At 68.1% G+C, this 16097-nt stretch carries 13 protein-coding genes and 1 riboswitch; of the genes, 6 read left to right on the top strand and 7 right to left on the bottom strand.

Annotated elements, in window-relative coordinates; genetic code table 11:
* Nucleotides 1–21: 21 nt before the first annotated feature.
* The 7 genes from metE to A5701_RS16805 form a co-directional block, all read right to left on the bottom strand.
* Nucleotides 22–2292 carry a 5-methyltetrahydropteroyltriglutamate--homocysteine S-methyltransferase gene (gene metE / locus A5701_RS16835; protein WP_067755923.1) on the bottom strand — a complete coding sequence of 757 codons (2271 nt, stop codon included), beginning with the start codon at nucleotides 2290–2292 and terminating at the stop codon, nucleotides 22–24.
* 140 nt (nucleotides 2293–2432) lie between these two features.
* Nucleotides 2433–2680, bottom strand: a riboswitch (cobalamin riboswitch).
* 65 nt (nucleotides 2681–2745) lie between these two features.
* Entirely contained in the window at nucleotides 2746–3387 is a 642-nt protein-coding gene (locus tag A5701_RS16830; RefSeq protein WP_067755920.1) for an SDR family oxidoreductase, read from the bottom strand.
* A gap of 38 nt (nucleotides 3388–3425) precedes the next feature.
* Nucleotides 3426–4268, bottom strand: coding sequence for an SDR family oxidoreductase (locus A5701_RS16825; RefSeq protein ID WP_067755992.1), 843 nt, complete (start codon nucleotides 4266–4268; stop codon nucleotides 3426–3428).
* A gap of 77 nt (nucleotides 4269–4345) precedes the next feature.
* Nucleotides 4346–5626 carry a TetR/AcrR family transcriptional regulator gene (locus A5701_RS16820; protein WP_067755917.1) on the bottom strand — a complete coding sequence of 427 codons (1281 nt, stop codon included), beginning with the start codon at nucleotides 5624–5626 and terminating at the stop codon, nucleotides 4346–4348.
* A gap of 139 nt (nucleotides 5627–5765) precedes the next feature.
* Nucleotides 5766–6413 carry a nitroreductase family protein gene (locus A5701_RS16815; protein WP_067755989.1) on the bottom strand — a complete coding sequence of 216 codons (648 nt, stop codon included), beginning with the start codon at nucleotides 6411–6413 and terminating at the stop codon, nucleotides 5766–5768.
* Nucleotides 6413–7516 (bottom strand): acyl-CoA dehydrogenase family protein, encoded by a 1104-nt coding sequence (locus tag A5701_RS16810; RefSeq protein WP_067755914.1) that lies wholly within the window; start codon nucleotides 7514–7516, stop codon nucleotides 6413–6415. Before A5701_RS16810 ends, A5701_RS16815 begins: the two co-directional genes overlap by 1 nt.
* On the bottom strand, nucleotides 7513–8658 hold the full coding sequence (locus A5701_RS16805) for an acyl-CoA dehydrogenase family protein (protein ID WP_067755911.1): 1146 nt from the start codon (nucleotides 8656–8658) through the stop codon (nucleotides 7513–7515). The genes A5701_RS16810 and A5701_RS16805 overlap by 4 nt, the downstream gene beginning before the upstream one ends.
* A 242-nt stretch (nucleotides 8659–8900) precedes the next feature.
* On the opposite strand from A5701_RS16805, the gene A5701_RS16800 reads away from it, so the two are divergent.
* The 6 genes from A5701_RS16800 to A5701_RS16775 all read left to right on the top strand — a co-directional run bounded on the left by A5701_RS16800 (nucleotide 8901) and on the right by A5701_RS16775 (nucleotide 16060).
* Nucleotides 8901–10550: a nitric oxide reductase activation protein NorD gene (locus A5701_RS16800; protein WP_082969774.1), complete on the top strand. Its 1650-nt coding sequence runs from the start codon at nucleotides 8901–8903 to the stop codon at nucleotides 10548–10550.
* Between the two features lie 108 nt (nucleotides 10551–10658).
* The gene (locus tag A5701_RS16795; RefSeq protein WP_067755904.1) at nucleotides 10659–11501 is read left to right on the top strand and encodes a CbbQ/NirQ/NorQ/GpvN family protein; all 843 of its coding nucleotides are present in this window, start codon (nucleotides 10659–10661) and stop codon (nucleotides 11499–11501) included.
* 84 nt (nucleotides 11502–11585) lie between these two features.
* A complete protein-coding gene (locus A5701_RS16790; RefSeq protein WP_067755901.1) occupies nucleotides 11586–12698 on the top strand; it encodes an ABC transporter substrate-binding protein in 1113 nt (370 codons plus the stop codon).
* A 13-nt stretch (nucleotides 12699–12711) separates the two neighbouring features.
* A complete protein-coding gene (locus tag A5701_RS16785) occupies nucleotides 12712–13854 on the top strand; it encodes a spirocyclase AveC family protein (protein ID WP_067755890.1) in 1143 nt (380 codons plus the stop codon).
* Nucleotides 13847–14836: an SDR family oxidoreductase gene (locus tag A5701_RS16780; RefSeq protein ID WP_067755985.1), complete on the top strand. Its 990-nt coding sequence runs from the start codon at nucleotides 13847–13849 to the stop codon at nucleotides 14834–14836. Before A5701_RS16785 ends, A5701_RS16780 begins: the two co-directional genes overlap by 8 nt.
* Nucleotides 14837–14845: 9 nt before the next feature.
* Nucleotides 14846–16060 carry a cytochrome P450 gene (locus A5701_RS16775; protein ID WP_067755885.1) on the top strand — a complete coding sequence of 405 codons (1215 nt, stop codon included), beginning with the start codon at nucleotides 14846–14848 and terminating at the stop codon, nucleotides 16058–16060.
* Nucleotides 16061–16097: the final 37 nt, after the last annotated feature.

Genomic DNA, 16097 nt, shown 5'->3' with positions numbered 1-16097 from the left:
TTTTGCGTCTGCTCGTCGGGGCTAAGCCCCCGCGCGGACTTCCCGGGCCGCGGCGACCATGTTCTTCAGCGACGCGGTGACCTCGTCGGAGTTGCGGGTCTTCAGGCCGCAATCGGGGTTGACCCAGAGCCGTTGCGCGGGAACAGCTCTCAGCGCCGCGCGCAACGACTCCGCCATCTCGGCGGTGCTCGGCACCCTCGGCGAGTGGATGTCGTAGACGCCCGGTCCGACGCTGTTGGAGAAGCCGACCGCGTTGAGGTCGTCGAGCACCTCCATGTGTGATCGCGCCGCCTCGATGGACGTCACGTCGGCGTCCAGGTCGGCGATGGCCCCGATCACCTCGCCGAACTCCGAATAGCACAGGTGGGTGTGGATCTGCGTGGTGTCGGCGACGCCGGAGGTGGCCAAGCGGAAAGACCCTACGGCCCAACGCAAGTAGTCCTCCTGATCGGCGCGGCGCAGCGGCAGCAGCTCCCGCAGCGCGGGTTCGTCGACCTGGATGACGGCGATGCCCGCGGATTGCAGGTCCACGGTCTCGTCGCGGATGGCCAGCGCCACCTGATTGGCGGTGTCGGCCAGCGGCTGATCGTCACGGACGAACGACCAGGCGAGGATCGTGACCGGGCCGGTCAGCATGCCCTTCACCGGCTTGTCGGTCAGCGATTGCGCGTAGGAGATCCACTCGACGGTCATCGGGTGCGTACGGATGACGTCGCCGTAGAGGATCGGCGGACGCACGCAGCGGCTGCCGTACGACTGGACCCATCCGTTGGACGTCGCGAAGAAGCCCTCGAGCTGCTCGGCGAAGTACTGCACCATGTCGTTGCGCTCCGGCTCGCCGTGCACCAGCACGTCGAGACCCAGCTCCTCCTGCAGCTTGATGACGTCGGCGATCTCCTTGCGCATCCGCTTCTCGTACTCCGCCTGATCGATCTCGCCGGCCCGCAGCGCGGCGCGCGCCTTGCGGATCGCGGAGGTCTGCGGGTAGGAGCCGATGGTCGTCGTCGGCAGGGGCGGCAGGTGCAGCCGCGCTTCCTGGCTGGCGCGGCGCTGCGCCGCGTCGCCGCGGTGGGTGCCGGTGGCGACGATCGAGTCGATGCGGGCCCGCAACTCGTCGTTGTGCAGCCGGGGATCGCTCGTGCGGGACGACACCGCGGCATTGGACGCCGCGATCTCGCCGGCGACGGCCTCGCGCCCGTCGCGCAATGCGCGCGCGAGCGTCACCACCTCGGCCACCTTCTCCTGCCCGAACGCCAGCCAGCTGCGCAGCGCGTCGTCCAGATCGGTTTCGGGCTCCAGCGAGTAGGGCACGTGCATCGTGGAGCATGAGGTCGAAACCGCAAGGGCGCCAGCCGAACCCGCCAACGCGGCCAGTTTGCCGAGCGCCGCCTCCAGGTCGGTGCGCCAGATGTTGCGCCCGTCGACGACGCCGGCCACCAGGGTCTTGCCCGACAACTCCGGCACACCGGCCACCGCCGCGTCGGCTCCGTAGACCAGGTCGACGCCGATCGCCTCGACCGGGGTGCGGGCCAGACCGGCCAGGGAGGCGCCGGGATCGCCGAAGTAGGTGGCGACGTAGATTGCCGGGCGGTTACTCACTTTGCCCAGCGCGTTGTACGCAGCCTCGGCCAGCGCCGGAGCATCGGGGGAGATGTCGGTCACCAGCGCCGGCTCGTCGAACTGCACCCACTGCGCGCCGTTGGCGGAGAGCAAGCCCAACAGCTCCGCGTAGATGCCCACCAGCTCCTCGAGCCGCTCGATCGGCGCGCCACCGCCGTTGACCGCCTTGCTCAACAGCAGGAAGGTGATCGGCCCGATGACGACGGGCCGTGCGGGAATCCCCTGCGCGAGAGCCTCTTTCAGTTCGGCGAGCACCTTGTCCGGGTTGAGCGAGAAGGTGGTCGAGGGCTCGATCTCGGGGACCAGGTAGTGGTAGTTGGTGTCAAACCACTTGGTCATCTCCAGGGGCGCCAGCTCGGCGTTGCCACGGGCGGCGGCGAAGTAGCGATCCAGGTCGTCGGACACTTGCGCGGCCCGCGCCGGCAGGGCGCCGAGCATCACCGCCGTGTCCAGCATCTGGTCGTAATAGGAGAAGGTGTTCACCGGGACGGAATCCAGCCCGGCTGCGGCGAGGCCGGCCCACATGCCGCGGCGCAATGTGGCGGCGACGTCTTCGAGTTCGGCTCGGCTGGTGCGGCCGGCCCAGTAGCCCTCGGTGGCGCGTTTGAGTTCGCGCTTCGGGCCGATGCGCGGGGAGCCGACGACAGTTGCGGTAAATGGTTGAGCGGTCACGATATCTTTCGTCCTTCAATCGACGGGGTGGTCACCGCCAACGGACGTAAGCCAATTCGGTTGCGGTGGCACCTGTGGTACATAAACCGCAACCGGCGCAGCCAAACGCCCATTCCACGAGGCGATGAACCGCCGGGCGCGGCGCGCCCGGCACAGCTGGCAGGTCTTCGGACTCGCAGGCGCGCACCGGCTGGTGCTCCCACGCCCGCTCGACGATGCGGCCCGGAAGGGGCGCCGAGGAGACGGGCAGTTCCTACTGGCCGTCGCTTCCCAGTCTTGCGACCAGTGCTTGGGTGACGGCGGTCGTTCCTGCATACCGCTGCGGGACAGTCCCGGGTTCTCACCGGGTTCCCTCTCGCGAAGCGTCACCAACCCGCCTCGCTCGATGCCGAAGTCGCGGTGTGCGGCGACGGCAGACCAGCTGCGTAGCGGAGTTTACGCCCGCCTTGCGGTTCAGCTCGCCAGCGCCTCGGCGATGGGGGTGTCGCCGTTGTTGAAGTCGATCGTTCGGCCGACGGTCTCGTCGTCCGCCAGCGCGGTGGCCGCCACGAGCGCGACATCGGCCCGCGACACTTCCCCCGTGCCCTGCCCCAGCGTGATGCGGCCGGTGGGCGGATCCAGGGTGAGTCGCCCCGGTCCAAGCACCGTCCAGTCCAGGCCGCTCGCGCGTAGGTGGGCGTCGGCGGCCGCTTTGGCTTCCGCGTAGGCGAAGAACGAGTTGTCCTGCGGTACACCGTGATCCGGCCCCGCGCCGAAATAGGAGACCATGACGAATCGCTTGACCCGCGCCTGGGCCGCGGCGTCGATCACCCGGATGGCGGCGTCGCGGTCGACGGCGTACGTGCGTGCCGGGTCGCCCCCACCGGCGCCGGCCGAGAAGACGACCGCGTCGTGCCCTTTGAGCAGGCCGGCCAGGGCGCCGGTGTCGAGGCGCTCGATATCGGCGACCACCGGCTTTGCGCCGGTGGCCGCGACGTCGCCCGAATGTTCGGGGTTGCGGAAGACGGAGCTGACCTCGTCACCGCGTTCGGTCAGGATGCGGGCCAGCTGCAGTGCGACCTTGCCGTGCCCGCCGATGACGATGACTCGTGCCATGCCCTCGACGGTACCGGCGCCGAAACGGGCGCTCGCTTCTAGAGCTTCACGCGCCCCATGATGATGTCGATGATCGGCTTGCCCGGCGGGTAAGCGTTGGTGAGCGAGGCCATCGTGTGGCCGTAGTCCACCAGCAACGTGATGCCGCTGATGCCGAAGGCGGCGGCGCTGTTGAGAAACGCCATCACGTCGCCCATCTGCTCCGGGGTGTGCACCTTCGAACCGGTCTCTTCGCGGTAGTCCTGCGCGAAGGTGAGCCAGAGGTCGGCGTTGGCCTGGGCCAGGGGGGTGTCGGTGGGGCCGGGGCAGATCGCGTTGATCCGGATGCCCTTCTTGAGCAGCGGGTAGCCCTGGGTCGCGACGTAGGCGTTCACGACCTTCTTGGAGAAGCCGTAGTGGATGATGCCTTCGGCTTCGTGCGCCTTGACCCACTCCTGGGCCGAGGCGAAGTCCGGCGTGGCGAGGAACTCCGTGAGCAGGTCCAGGTCGTTCTCCCAGCCCATGCCCGCAACCGAGGAGATGAAGCAGATCGCCGAGCCCGAGGGCAGCTGGTTCTTCTCGAGGAGCCGATCGATGAGATGGCGGTGGCCGATGAAGTTGATCGCCATCAGGTCGGTTGTCCCGTCGGCGATGCCGGCGGCCGAGAACAGGGCGTGGATCGGACCGTCCAGCTGCTCGATCGCGGAGTCGATCGACGCGGGATCGCGCAGGTCCACCTGGATGGATTTGGCGACGTCGTAGTTCACCGGCGCGTAGTCCATCACGATCACTTCGGCGCCGAGTTCGGCCGCTGACTTGGCCGCGGCTGCACCCATGCCGGTGGCGCCGCCTACGACGAGGGCCCGCTTGCCGTCGTAGCGCAGCCGATCGACAATAGTCATGGAAATCCCCTTCTCGTTCACTGCCAACGCGGTTCTAATTGCCCAACTGTATGGGTAACAGTTTTTTGGTTCAACACCTACCCGGTGCGAACCGCGACGCCGCGCAGAACGGTGTCGCGGACGTGCACCAGCGCCGCGCGCTTGCCGATCTCGGCGAGGATGTTCTCCGGTATCCACTGCAGGCCGATGACGCAGCGTGCCAGCATTGCGGTGGACGCCGCGTCCACGCTGATTTCCCCCGATCGGATGCCTTCGGACAGAAGCGTTTTCATCTGCCGGAGTCGGGTCGCATATAGCCAGCCCGGGTTGGGGGTGTCCGGCGGTGATTGACGCATCCAGGCCAGCTGGATGCGGAATTCGTCGGAGAACCGATCCAGCGCGTTGACGTTGACCCAGCTCAGGGCGTCGAGCTTCTCGATGGGCGTGGCATCCGAGCGCAGCACGCTGACCCAGCCGGCCTCGACCTTGCGGCCGAACGATTCCATGATCGAGGCGAGAAGTTCGTCCTTCGAGCCGATGACCCGGTAAACGGTTCCCGTCCCCAGGCCGGCCGCGGAGGCGATGTCCCGGATGGTGGTGGCCTCGTAGCCCTTGCGACCGAATTCCGTTCGCGCCACGGCACGGACGTGAGCCGCTTTGTCGCTGGGATCGGCCTCGCTGTCGTCCGACCAGGTTTCGATGACGTCCGTGGCGGCCGCGAAGGCTGTGGACCGGTCCAGCGCCGAGTCGGTCGGTGGCCGGGATGCCAATCCCTGCAAGATGATTTCGCAAAGCAGGGCGGCGACCTGGTCAGGGGGCGACTTATGCCGCATGACGTCGAGGCCGACCTGCAGCATGGTTTGGCAGATGCGATCGGCCAACGTGGGCAGATCGATGTCGGGTTTGATGTAGCCGCTCCACCTGCCCGCGCGCAGCGTCTGCAGCATCGCCTCCTGGATCGCCACGGGCCGCTGCTGCGTCAGCTTCATCAACTCCGGGTCCGTGCTCGGACCCTCGTAGAAGGACATCTGTAGCGCGGCGCGATGCTGCACGGCGCAGTTGGCGATGGCCGAGCCCAGCTCGACGATCTGCTCGGGGACCGGCCGCGGGTCCGCTTTGTCCAACTTCGCTTGCGCGGCTTGCCCGATCCGGTCCAGATCCTCCTGATAGCGGTGGATCAACTCGATGAGGATCGCCTCTTTGGACTCGAAATGGTGATAGAGGCTGCCCGGAAGAATGCCTGCGGCGTCGGCGATCTCCTGCAAGGAGGTCCGCAATCCTGACTGCGCGATCAACGACGCCGCGGTGGTCAGGATCTCGGTCCGGCGCGTCCCCAAATCGGCTGCGGCGCCGGCTCCCAATGACTCCGCTCTCGGCATGATCAGCCGTGCGCACGTCCGGACGACTGCGGACTGGCATCCATTCGCATTCGTCCCTCTCACCGAACCAAATCTTTGTTAAAGGCTATCAGACCCGGAATGACGAATGCGCTGCATAACGGCGGTGCCGGGGACCATTCTAAAGCGCGGGTCCGTCCCAACCGTCACACGCGACCACCTCGTCGACGGGTCGTCGCCGGGCGGGCCGGAACGTGTGCCCGGCGCGCAACCGGCCCACCGGAAGCAGGCATCCCTGGACATAGCTTTCGGGAATCCCCAGCAGCCGCCGCACCTCCGCCTCGCGATGCAGGTGCAGGGTGGTGATGCAGGTTCCGTATCCGCGGGTGTGCAGCGCCAGCTGAAAGTTCCAGACCGCCGGGTAGATCGAGCCGTACAGCGTGGCCTGGTGAAACGATTCATCGCCCTCGATGCGGGGCAGGTAGGGCTGATAGCAGGGGATCACCAGCAGCGGAACCCTCGACATGTTCTCGACCAGCCACTCCGTCGATGACATGATCCGGTTCTCCGGCGTTCCGGCCGGCATCAGGTCGGCGATCAGTTGGCCGCCGACCCGCAGCAGATAGGCCGCGCGGTACAGCTCGGCGATCTCGGCGCGCAACGCCGGGTCGGCGACCACCAGCCAGCGCCAGGACTGCTGATTGGAGCCGTTGGCCGCCTGCAAGCCGATGCGCAGGCACTCCCGGATGTCCGCGAGGTCGACCGGCGCGTCCAGGTCAAGCGTCTTGCGTGCCGAGCGGGTAGCGGTGAGCAAGTACTCGATGTCCATCACCGGTTCCCCCTGTTGGCAAGGCGCGCACCGAGTTCGGTGAGGTATCGATCGGGCCCGGCCAGGAACGCGCTCCAGCTGAGCAGGCGCTTGAGGTAGAGATGCGCGTCGTGCTCCCAGGTGTAGCCGATCCCGCCGAACACCTGGATCGCCGTGTCGCCAACCGTGGCAAGCCGCCCGGCGAACGCCTTCGTCCGGATTGCGGATTGGTGCCGTTCGTCGGCGTCGGCGTTGTCGGCGGCCCACAGCGCGTGGATCACGCCGCTGCGGGCCAACTCCACGGTTTCGAACATGTCGACGCACAGATGCTGGACCGCCTGGAACGAGCCGATCGGCTGCCCGAATTGCGTTCTGGTCTTGGCGTATTCGATGGCCGCGGTCATGACGGCTCGCGCGGCGCCGAGTGCGTCGGCGGCCGTCGCGATCAGCACATCGTCGATCACCGCGGCGACGTCCCCCGGGGCGGCCGCGGCCAGCCGCCGCGCGGGCGCTGAGTCGAGCGTGACCCGGAAGCGCTTGCGGGTCTGGTCGATGCCGCGCTCCGGCTCGACCGAAACACCCGGCGAGTCGGTGCGGATCGCGAAAAGCCCTCGACCGCCGCCTTCCCCGGCGAGCGCCAGCAGCACGTCCGCGGCGGCGACGTCGGGGACGGCGGTCATGTCGCCCCGCAAGACGACGTCATCGCCCTGCCGGCTCGCGGCCACCGGTGCGCTTTCGGCATCGAGGAAGCCGACGGTGGCGACCGTGGTGCCGTCGGAGATCCCGCTGAGCAGCTCGGCCGCGGCGTCGGTTGGCCCGAGCCGCGTCAGCGCCCGGGCGGCAGCGACCGCGGTCGACAACCATGGCCCCGGGTGCAGGGCGGCACCGAGCTCTTCGGCAACGATGCCGGCCTCGATCATCGTCATGCCGGCGCCGCCGTGGGCCTCCGGCATCAGCAGACCGGTGGTCCCGAGGCCGGCCAGGCCGCGCCACACGGGCTCGGTGACGCCGGTCGGGTCGTCGAGCAGCGGGCGCACATGGTCGGCGATGGAAGCCTTTTCGGCGAGATAGCGTCGGGTGGTGTCGCGCAGCGCGACCTGCTCGTCGGAGAGTTCGAGGTTCATTTGCGGGGCAACCCGAGTACCCGCTGGGCGGTGATGTTCTTGTTGATCTGGCTGGTACCGCCCGCGATGGTCAGCGAGCGCGACGTCAGGCGGTAGTTCGCCCACGGCGCGCCGGCGCCGCTCGTGCCCAGCACGTCAAAGGCCAACGCGGCCATGTCCTGTCCGATCTCACCCCACACGGTCTTGGCGAGGCTCGCCGATCCGAAGGCGTCACCGCCATGCAGCGTGGCCGAGATCGACCGCTGGCACAGCACTTCCAGATACTTGATGCGCAGCGCGATCTCGCCGAGGCGCCGCAGCGTCACGGGGTCTTCGAGCGCGTCGCTGTGCGCGGCGATGTCGTCGGTCAATTCTTCGAGCCGCACCTGCATCTCGGCGTACAGCCGGGCGGCCCCGGCCCGCTCGTGGCTGAGCGTGGTGGTGGCCACCTGCCATCCCCCGTTCAGCGGACCGAGCAACGCGTCCGCAGGCACGCGCACGTCGTGAAAGAACACCTCGGCGAAATCGGCTTCGCCGTTGAGCGTTACCAGCGGACGGACTTCGATGCCCGGCAGTCTCATGTCGACGATCAGGCAGGAGATGCCCTTGTGCTTGGGCGCTTCGGGGTCGGTGCGCACGTAGAGCTGGCACCAGTCCGCGCGATGCCCCAGCGACGTCCAGATTTTCTGGCCGTTGACGACGAAGTCGTCACCGTCGCGCGCCGCGCGGGTGCGCAGCGCGGCGAGGTCGGACCCCGCTTCAGGTTCCGACATCCCTTGGCACCAGATGTCGTCGGCCCGCATCATGCGGGGGAGCAGCGTGAGCTTCTGTGACTCGGTGCCGTATTGCATGATGGCCGGCGCGATGTTGTTTAGGCCAATGACGTTGAGCGGCATGGGGGCTCGCGCCCGCGTGGTTTCCTCGGTGTAGACGAGTTGCTCGAGAACCGTCGCGCCGCGGCCGCCGTACTCGCGAGGCCACGAGACCGCCGCCCAGCCGGCGTCGGCCATCGTGGCGTTCCAGGCGCGCAGCACTTCGAAGGCGGCGTCGTCTCGTCCGGCGGGCCGACGGGCGGCCACCAGCTCGTCGGTCAGGTTCTTCGATAGCCAGTCGCGCAGCTCGACGCGGAACTGCTCCACTTCCGCCGGGTATGAAAAGTCCACTTTTCCTTGTTCCCTGGTGAATCTGCGACCTTAGCCGGACTTTACGGTTGAGCGGATAGCCGGTCAACAACGGCGACGGCGCGCAGCATCAGCTCCCCCGCGCACCGTGTGCTCCTTGCCCTGATTGACTGCGGTGGCACCGGACTCTACGGTGGAACAGATATTTGGTCAACGGAGTCCAGGCGGTTCGGAGATTGAGCGTGTCCACCGACGTTCGCGGTGACCGGCTGCCGGGTCTCGGCATGCTCGCATCCGCGCTCGCCGGCCGGGCCGTAGCGGTGGCCGAACTGCGTCCGGGCGAACCGTCATGGACCGACGGCCAGACCATCCACGTCGACGCGGGTGCGAGCGCCCGCCGGCAGCTCGAAGCCGTTGCCGTGCAGGCGTCGATGATCGCGGCCGGCAGCCTGGAACCGGACGTGATGCGCCACCTGCTGCGCCGCCCTCGGGTGGCCAAGCGCTATCTGGCGGTGGAGGGGCACCGCGCGCTCGCCGCCAACGCCGACCTGTTGCCGGGCGTTCTGGCCTCCCTCGCCGACCCCGACGCCGCGGGGCGAAGCGATTCGCCCGCCACTTCGCTGCGGATCGCCGACGGGCGGGAGCCGATCGGTAACCCCGCACCGGAATTCGGCATCATTCGCGCTGGGAAGGTGCTGGCCGCGTCGGCCCGGGCGCCCGAACGGCGAGGCAAGGAACAACCCGGGCATGTCCCGAGGAGCGGCGGCACCGACGATCTGAAAGAACTCGCCGACGACGAGACCGACGACTCCGACGATCCCGACATGTTCACCAGCCCGGTGGGCGGCGGCGGTTTCATCGGCAGGTGGCTGAAGAAGATGCTTTCGTCGGCGCGCAAGACCGGCAGCGGCGGGGGACCGCCCGGCGCGGACACCCCGACGCACCGGACCGACTCCGCCAAGCGCGGATTGCACGCGGTGACCTCGCTGGCCCCCGCGTCGAGCGTCGACGGCGCGGACCAGCCCACGTGCACGGGCGGCTTCACCTACCCGGAATGGGACGCCGGGCGCAGGATGTACCGGCCGGCGTGGTGCACCGTGCGCGAAGTCGACGCCGAGATCAAACCGTCGGCGACACACGCGATCGAGGCCGCCATCGGCGTGCGGCGCCCGCTGTCCCGGCTCGGGATGGGTCTGCACCGCCGCCATCGCCAGGCGCAGGGCGACGACATCGACATCGACGCGGCGGTCGAGGCCCGCGTCGAGGTGCTGGCGGGGTCGGTGCCCGACGAGGCCGTGTACCTCGACAGCCTGCGGCGCCGGCGGGATCTGTCGGTGCTCCTTCTCCTCGATGTGTCGGGCTCGGCCGCCGAGGCCGGCACGGTCGGGCGCACGGTGCACGAGCAGCAGCGCACGGCGGTCGCCAACCTCACCGTCGCGCTGCACGACCTGGGCGACCGGGTCGCGCTCTACGCCTACTACTCGCAGGGCCGGCGCGCGGTGAACGTGGTGCCGGTCAAGCGATTCGACGACCATCTCGACGCCCGAGTCATGCGCCGGCTCAACAGCCTTGAGCCGGGCGCGTATTCGCGCCTCGGCGCGGCGATCCGGCACGGATCGGCGGTGCTGGAGGCGCGCGGCGGGACGTCGCGGCGGCTGCTGGTGGTGCTCTCCGACGGACTGGCCTACGACCACGGCTACGAGCGGGCCTACGGCGCCGCCGATGCGCGCCGCGCCTTGGCCGAGGCCCGCCGCCGCGGCATCGGCTGCGTGTGCCTGACCATCGGCGCGGGTACCGACGTGCAGTCGCTGCGCCGCGTGTTCGGTACCGCCGCACACGCCACGATCGCGCGCCCGGACCAACTCGCGGGTGTGATCGGCCCGTTGTTCCGGTCCGCCCTGCGCTCGGCCGAAGTCCGGCGCCGGGTGTCATGACGCGCCACGACAACCGATGGCCGAGCCTAAACGCGCTCGTCAGGGAGCTTGAAACAAACATCTGTTCCGCGATAGGCTCGATTGACCGTGGGTAGCGGAGGGGAAGGTATGGCCAACGAGTCCGGGCTGGTGCACCGGAACGGCGCGATGCCCGAGGCCGAGACGTCGCGCCCCTATTACAAGGCGATCGGCGGCGAGGAGGCCGTATTCAAGGCGGCGTACCGCCAGGGTCTGGCCCTTGTCCTGAAGGGGCCCACGGGCTGTGGCAAGACCCGGTTCGTCGAGGCGATGGCCCACGATCTCGGCCGGCCGCTGATCACCGTCGCCTGCCATGACGACCTCACCACGGCCGACCTCGTCGGCCGGTACCTGCTGCAGGGCGACGAAACCGTCTGGGTGGACGGCCCGCTGACACGGGCGGTGCGTGAAGGGGCGATCTGCTATCTCGACGAGGTGGTGGAAGCCCGGCAGGACACCACGGTGGTCCTGCACCCGCTCGCGGATCACCGGCGGCAGCTGCCGATCGAACGTCTCGGCGTCACGCTCGATGCGGCGCCCGGGTTCGGCCTGGTGGTGTCCTACAACCCGGGCTATCAGAGCGTGCTGAAAGACCTCAAGGATTCGACCCGGCAGCGAATGGTCGCCATCGAATTCGATTTCCCCGCAGCCGATATCGAAGAGGGGATCGTCGCACACGAGGCCGGCGTGGACGACGCCACCGCCGCGGAGCTGGTCCGGTTGGGACAGGCCATTCGCCGGCTGGAAACCGGCGGCCTGCGTGAGGTCGCGTCGACCCGCGTGCTGATCGCCGCGGGCAGGCTGGTGGCGGAGGGGCTCACCATGCGAGAGGCGGCTCGCGCCGCGATCGCGGGGCCGCTCACCGACGACGTGGCCGTGGGGAGGGCCCTGGCCGAGCTGATCGGGATCTATCTGGGCGGCGCGGGCGAATGATTGACGCTGCATACGGCCGCCGCTAGGGTCTGAACAAATATTAGGTTTGCCGTGGTTCGGCGTGCGTGAGGTTCGGGAGGTTCGATGTCCTACGAAAGCAGCGCTGAGCCGATCAAAGTCGGCTACCTGATGGACTTCACGCTGCCGCCGGGTTTCCCCGAGGAACTGATGGCGAGTTTCACGCGGTGCTTCGACCTCGTCTTCGAAGAAGCCGTTGGGCAGGGCCTTCTCGATCGCCCCGTGCAGATGATCTATCGCGAGGTGGAGGGCCTGCCCAAGGGATCGGTCAAGGCGGTTATCGATGCGTTCGGCGAGCTCGTCGACGAGGGCTGCCTGGTGGTGTTCGGGCCGCACATCACCGACAACTGCGTGCCGACCCGCGAGGCGATCGAGGAGCGGTTCAAGGTGCCGGCGATCAGCGTCACCGGCACCGACGACTGGCTGGGCGAATGGACCTTCGCGTTCCCGCAGGGCTCGATGACCGATGAGCCGATCTTCATCGCCGACCTCGTCGCCAAACGCGGACTCTCGGAAATCGGTGTCCTCGTGGAGCAGAATCTGATCGGCGAGAGCTACCTGAAGAATCTTCGAAGTGCGTGCCGCCGCAAGGGCATTCGCATCGTCGCGGAGGCGGCAATCGCCCAGACCGCGCAAGACATCAACGACGCCGTCCGCACGCTGCACGAGGCCAAGGCCGAGGCGATCGTGCATCTGGGGTTCGGCTTCGGCATCGTCTTCATCAACCCCGCGCTGCAGGCCGTGGATTGGGATCCGCCGCGATTCACCACCACCGCATTCCAGAACGCCTGGGTGAACCCGATCATGTGGGACGCGTTCATGGGCTGGGTCGGCGTCGACCAGTACGACGAGGAGAACCGGCTGGGCCAGGACTTCCTCGACCGTTACGCGAAGAGGTACGAGGGCAGCCGGCCCGAGTACTGCGTGTCGGTGGTCAACCACGACGTTGCCGCCACCCTCGTCCGCGCGTTCGCCGATGCCCACCCGCTCAGCCCGCGCGGGGTCAAGGAGGCGCTGGAGCGGGTGAAGATGATGCCCGCCGCGTCGGGTGCCCCCGGCACGCGCGTCTCCTTCGGGAAGTGGACGCGGCGCGCGTGGATGGGCGCCGGCTATCTGGTGGCCCGCACGCTGGACGCCGACGGCACCAACTCGCACCTGGTCGATCGCTTCGGAGAGTGAGGCTGGCAAAGACATGAGCACCGATCAATCCGCACCGCTTGCGGCGCAGGAAAATCCGGCGCCCCCGCGGCGGACGGACAAGCGGGGCTGGGGCGGCTGGGTCGCCGGCGCCGCCCTCGCCGCGTTCACGCTCTTCTTCATCGCGAACTGCCGCGTTGCGTTGGACCCCCGCGTCGCCAACCCGAATGTGCAGGGTCGGCCCCGCCCGGTGAAATTCACGTTCGGGCTCGACTACATCGGGTTCCTGGACTGGGCCACGGTCGTGGCGCTGGTCGTGCTGCTGATCGTCTTCATCAGAGGCTGGCGCCGCAATCCCGGTAGTCCGGTGATGCTCATGTTCCTGTGCACCACGCTGATCGTGTGGCAGGACCCGATCATGAACTGGTCACCGTTCGCGGTCTACAACCCGGATTTGGTGCATTGGCCGGAATCCTGGCCGCTGGTGTCGATTTCGCCTACGGTCGAACCCTTCGTGGTCTTCGGTTACGTGATGTTCTACTTCGGGCCGTACTTCCCAGGGATATGGATCCTGCGCAAGCTGCAGGCCCGCAAAGGGCCAGAGGCCTTCGTTTCGCGGCACCCACTGATTTGCCTGGGGGCGATAGTCCTGGTGATCGGGTTCGTCATCGATGCCTTCCTGGAGAACACGTTGATCCACTGGGGCATGTACATCTACTCCCAGGTGATCCCGTGGGGCTCGGTGTTCACCGGCACGACATTCCAGTTCCCGCTGATCTGGGAGTCGTTCTCGGTGACCTTCGTGATGGTTCCGGCGGCGATACTCTGCTACCGCGACGACACCGGCAAGTCGGTGGCCGAGAAGCTGGCCGCGAAGGCCAAGATCTTCCCGACCCGTCCGGTGCTCGGCACGTTCCTGGTGATGTTCGCCATCATCAACGTGTCCTACTTCGCCTACGGGGCGTGGTTCTGGGTCATCAAGGTCAGCCACGCGGCGACCTCCGTCGCGTGCCCCTGGCCGTATCCGGAGGCGAAAGTGTACGACCCCCAAGGCTATTACGAAAAGGCTGGGGCGCAGGGCCCATACTCGGTCGGCATCTGGTCGACCTGGGCCAGCGGGGAGCCCAACGGGCGGCCCCATGTCGATTCCCCACCGCCCGGTGTGGGTGCCTGCGCGACCCCGGGCGCGCATGGCTGAGCCGCGCACCGTCGTCATCACCGGCGCGTCGCGAGGTCTGGGCTTCGCGTCGGCGGTGCGGCTGTACCGCGAAGGCTGGCGGGTTATCGCGGCGATGCGGACGCCCGACGTCGGCCTGCCGCCGCTGCGGGCGGCGACGGGCGCCGGTCAAGACGACGATCGGCTGGTCGGCGTGCAGCTCGACCTGTTGGACCCGGCGTCGATCGCGGCGGCGGCCAAGGCCATCGAGGAAGCCGCCGGCGCACCCTACGCGCTGGTGCACAACGCCGGAATCTCCGCCGCCGGAATGGTGGAGGAGACCGATATGGCGTTGTGGCACAGGATGTTCGAAACGAACGTAATGGGCCCGGTTGCGCTCACCCAGGCGTTGCTGCCATCGATGCGGGCGGCCGGCGAGGGACGCATCGTCCTGGTGTCCAGTGCGGCCGGGGTGCGCGGCCAACCGGCCACCGCCCCGTACTCCGCGGCCAAGGGGGCGCTGGAGCGGTGGGGCGAAGCCATGGCGTGCGAGATCGCGCCCTTCGGGTTGGGCGTCACCGTGTTGGTCGCCGGCACGTACGACACCGAGATCATCACCGACGCGGGCACCACCGACAACCGCGACTTGGGCGGCCCGTACGCCCGGCTGCACAACACCATGAACACCCGCGGCAGGGCCGCGATGAAACTCGCCAGGCCACCCGAGAAGTTCACCGACGGCCTGGTCAGTGCGCTGGACGACCGGGTGCCGTTCCGCCGCCGCGGCGTCGGACCGGATGCATCGATGCTGTTGGCGGCCAACAGGATCCTGCCGGCTTCAGGCATGCACCACATGTCGCGGGTCGTGCTGGGCATACCCAGACAGGGCACGATGCGCGACGGGGCGTGGCCGCTGACGCTAAGTCAACGGGCGATGGTATTCGCGGCCCGCGTGCTGCCGCAGCCGGTGCTGCAACGCTTGGCCGCGCTGGCGGCGAAGCGCAAGGGAACCCAAGGGGGCTGAGGGGAAAGTATGGAACAGCTATTCGACGACCTGGAGGACTTCGGCGCCTTCGACGACGCGGTCTCCGGGGACGTGCGCGACCCGTACACGGAACTGGCGCGGCTGCGCCGCGAGGAACCCATTCAGCGCCTCGACGTTTCCGGGATGCCGCATGAGGAATCCAAACCCGTCTTCATCGTCTACCGCCACGAGGAAGCCCAGCGGATGCTGCGCGACAACGAGACGTTCTCGTCGGCGGCCGTCATCGCCGCGTTCGGGCCGGTGCTGGGGGAGCGCGTCATGCTCGGCATGGACGAACCGGTGCACGGGCGGCTGCGGTCACTGGTGTCAAAGGCCTTCTCGCAGAAGGCGTTGGCCCGCTGGGAAGACGAACTCGTCGGGCGGGTGGGCAACAGCCTGATCGACAAGTTCGCGGCGAACGGAAAGGCCGACCTGGTCAAGGAATTCACCTTCGATTACCCCAGCCAGATCATCGCGGGCCTGCTGGGGCTGCCGGAGGAGGACTATCCGCAGTTCCAGCGGTGGTCGATCTCGTTGCTGAGTTGGATCCTGAATCCCGAACGCGGCCTTGCCGCCTCGGCCGCGCTCTGCACCTACTTCGCACCCATCCTGGCGGCCCGCCGCGCCGAGCCGAAGGAAGATCTGATCAGCGCGCTGGCCCAGGCCGAGATCGACGGGGAGAAGCTCGAGGACGAGGAGATCTACTCGTTCCTGCGGCTGCTGCTGCCCGCCGGGGTGGAGACGACGTACCGGTCCCTGGGCAGCCTGCTGCTCGCGCTGCTGTCGGATCCCGCGCAGCTGGATGCCATCCGCGCGGACCGGTCGCTGCTACCACAGGCCATCGAGGAGGGTGTGCGCTGGGAACCGCCCCTGCTGACCATCACCCGGGTGGCGACTCGCGACACCGAACTCGGCGGGGTGGCGATACCGGAAGGGTCCACGGTGATGCCGATGCTGGGCTCCGCCAACCGGCAGGAGGACCGTTACCCCGATCCCGACAGGTTCGACATCTTCCGCACACCCAGGGCCCACCTGGGCTGGGGGCACGGCGTGCACGTCTGTCTCGGCATGCACCTGGCGCGGCTGGAGATGCGCACCGCCATCAACCTTTTGCTCGACCGCTTGCCCAACCTGCGGCTGGACCCCGACGCGGACGATCCGCACGTCCGCGGGCAGATTTTTCGTTCGCCGACGTCGGTGCCCGTGCTGTTCGACCCACAATGACCAGGCCCGTAGGGGTTGTCGCTTGCCAATCGGCTAG

This window comes from Mycobacterium sp. E3305, assembly GCF_001666785.1.
Taxonomy (GTDB): domain Bacteria; phylum Actinomycetota; class Actinomycetes; order Mycobacteriales; family Mycobacteriaceae; genus Mycobacterium.
This window is presented reverse-complemented; position numbering and strand designations above follow the sequence as displayed.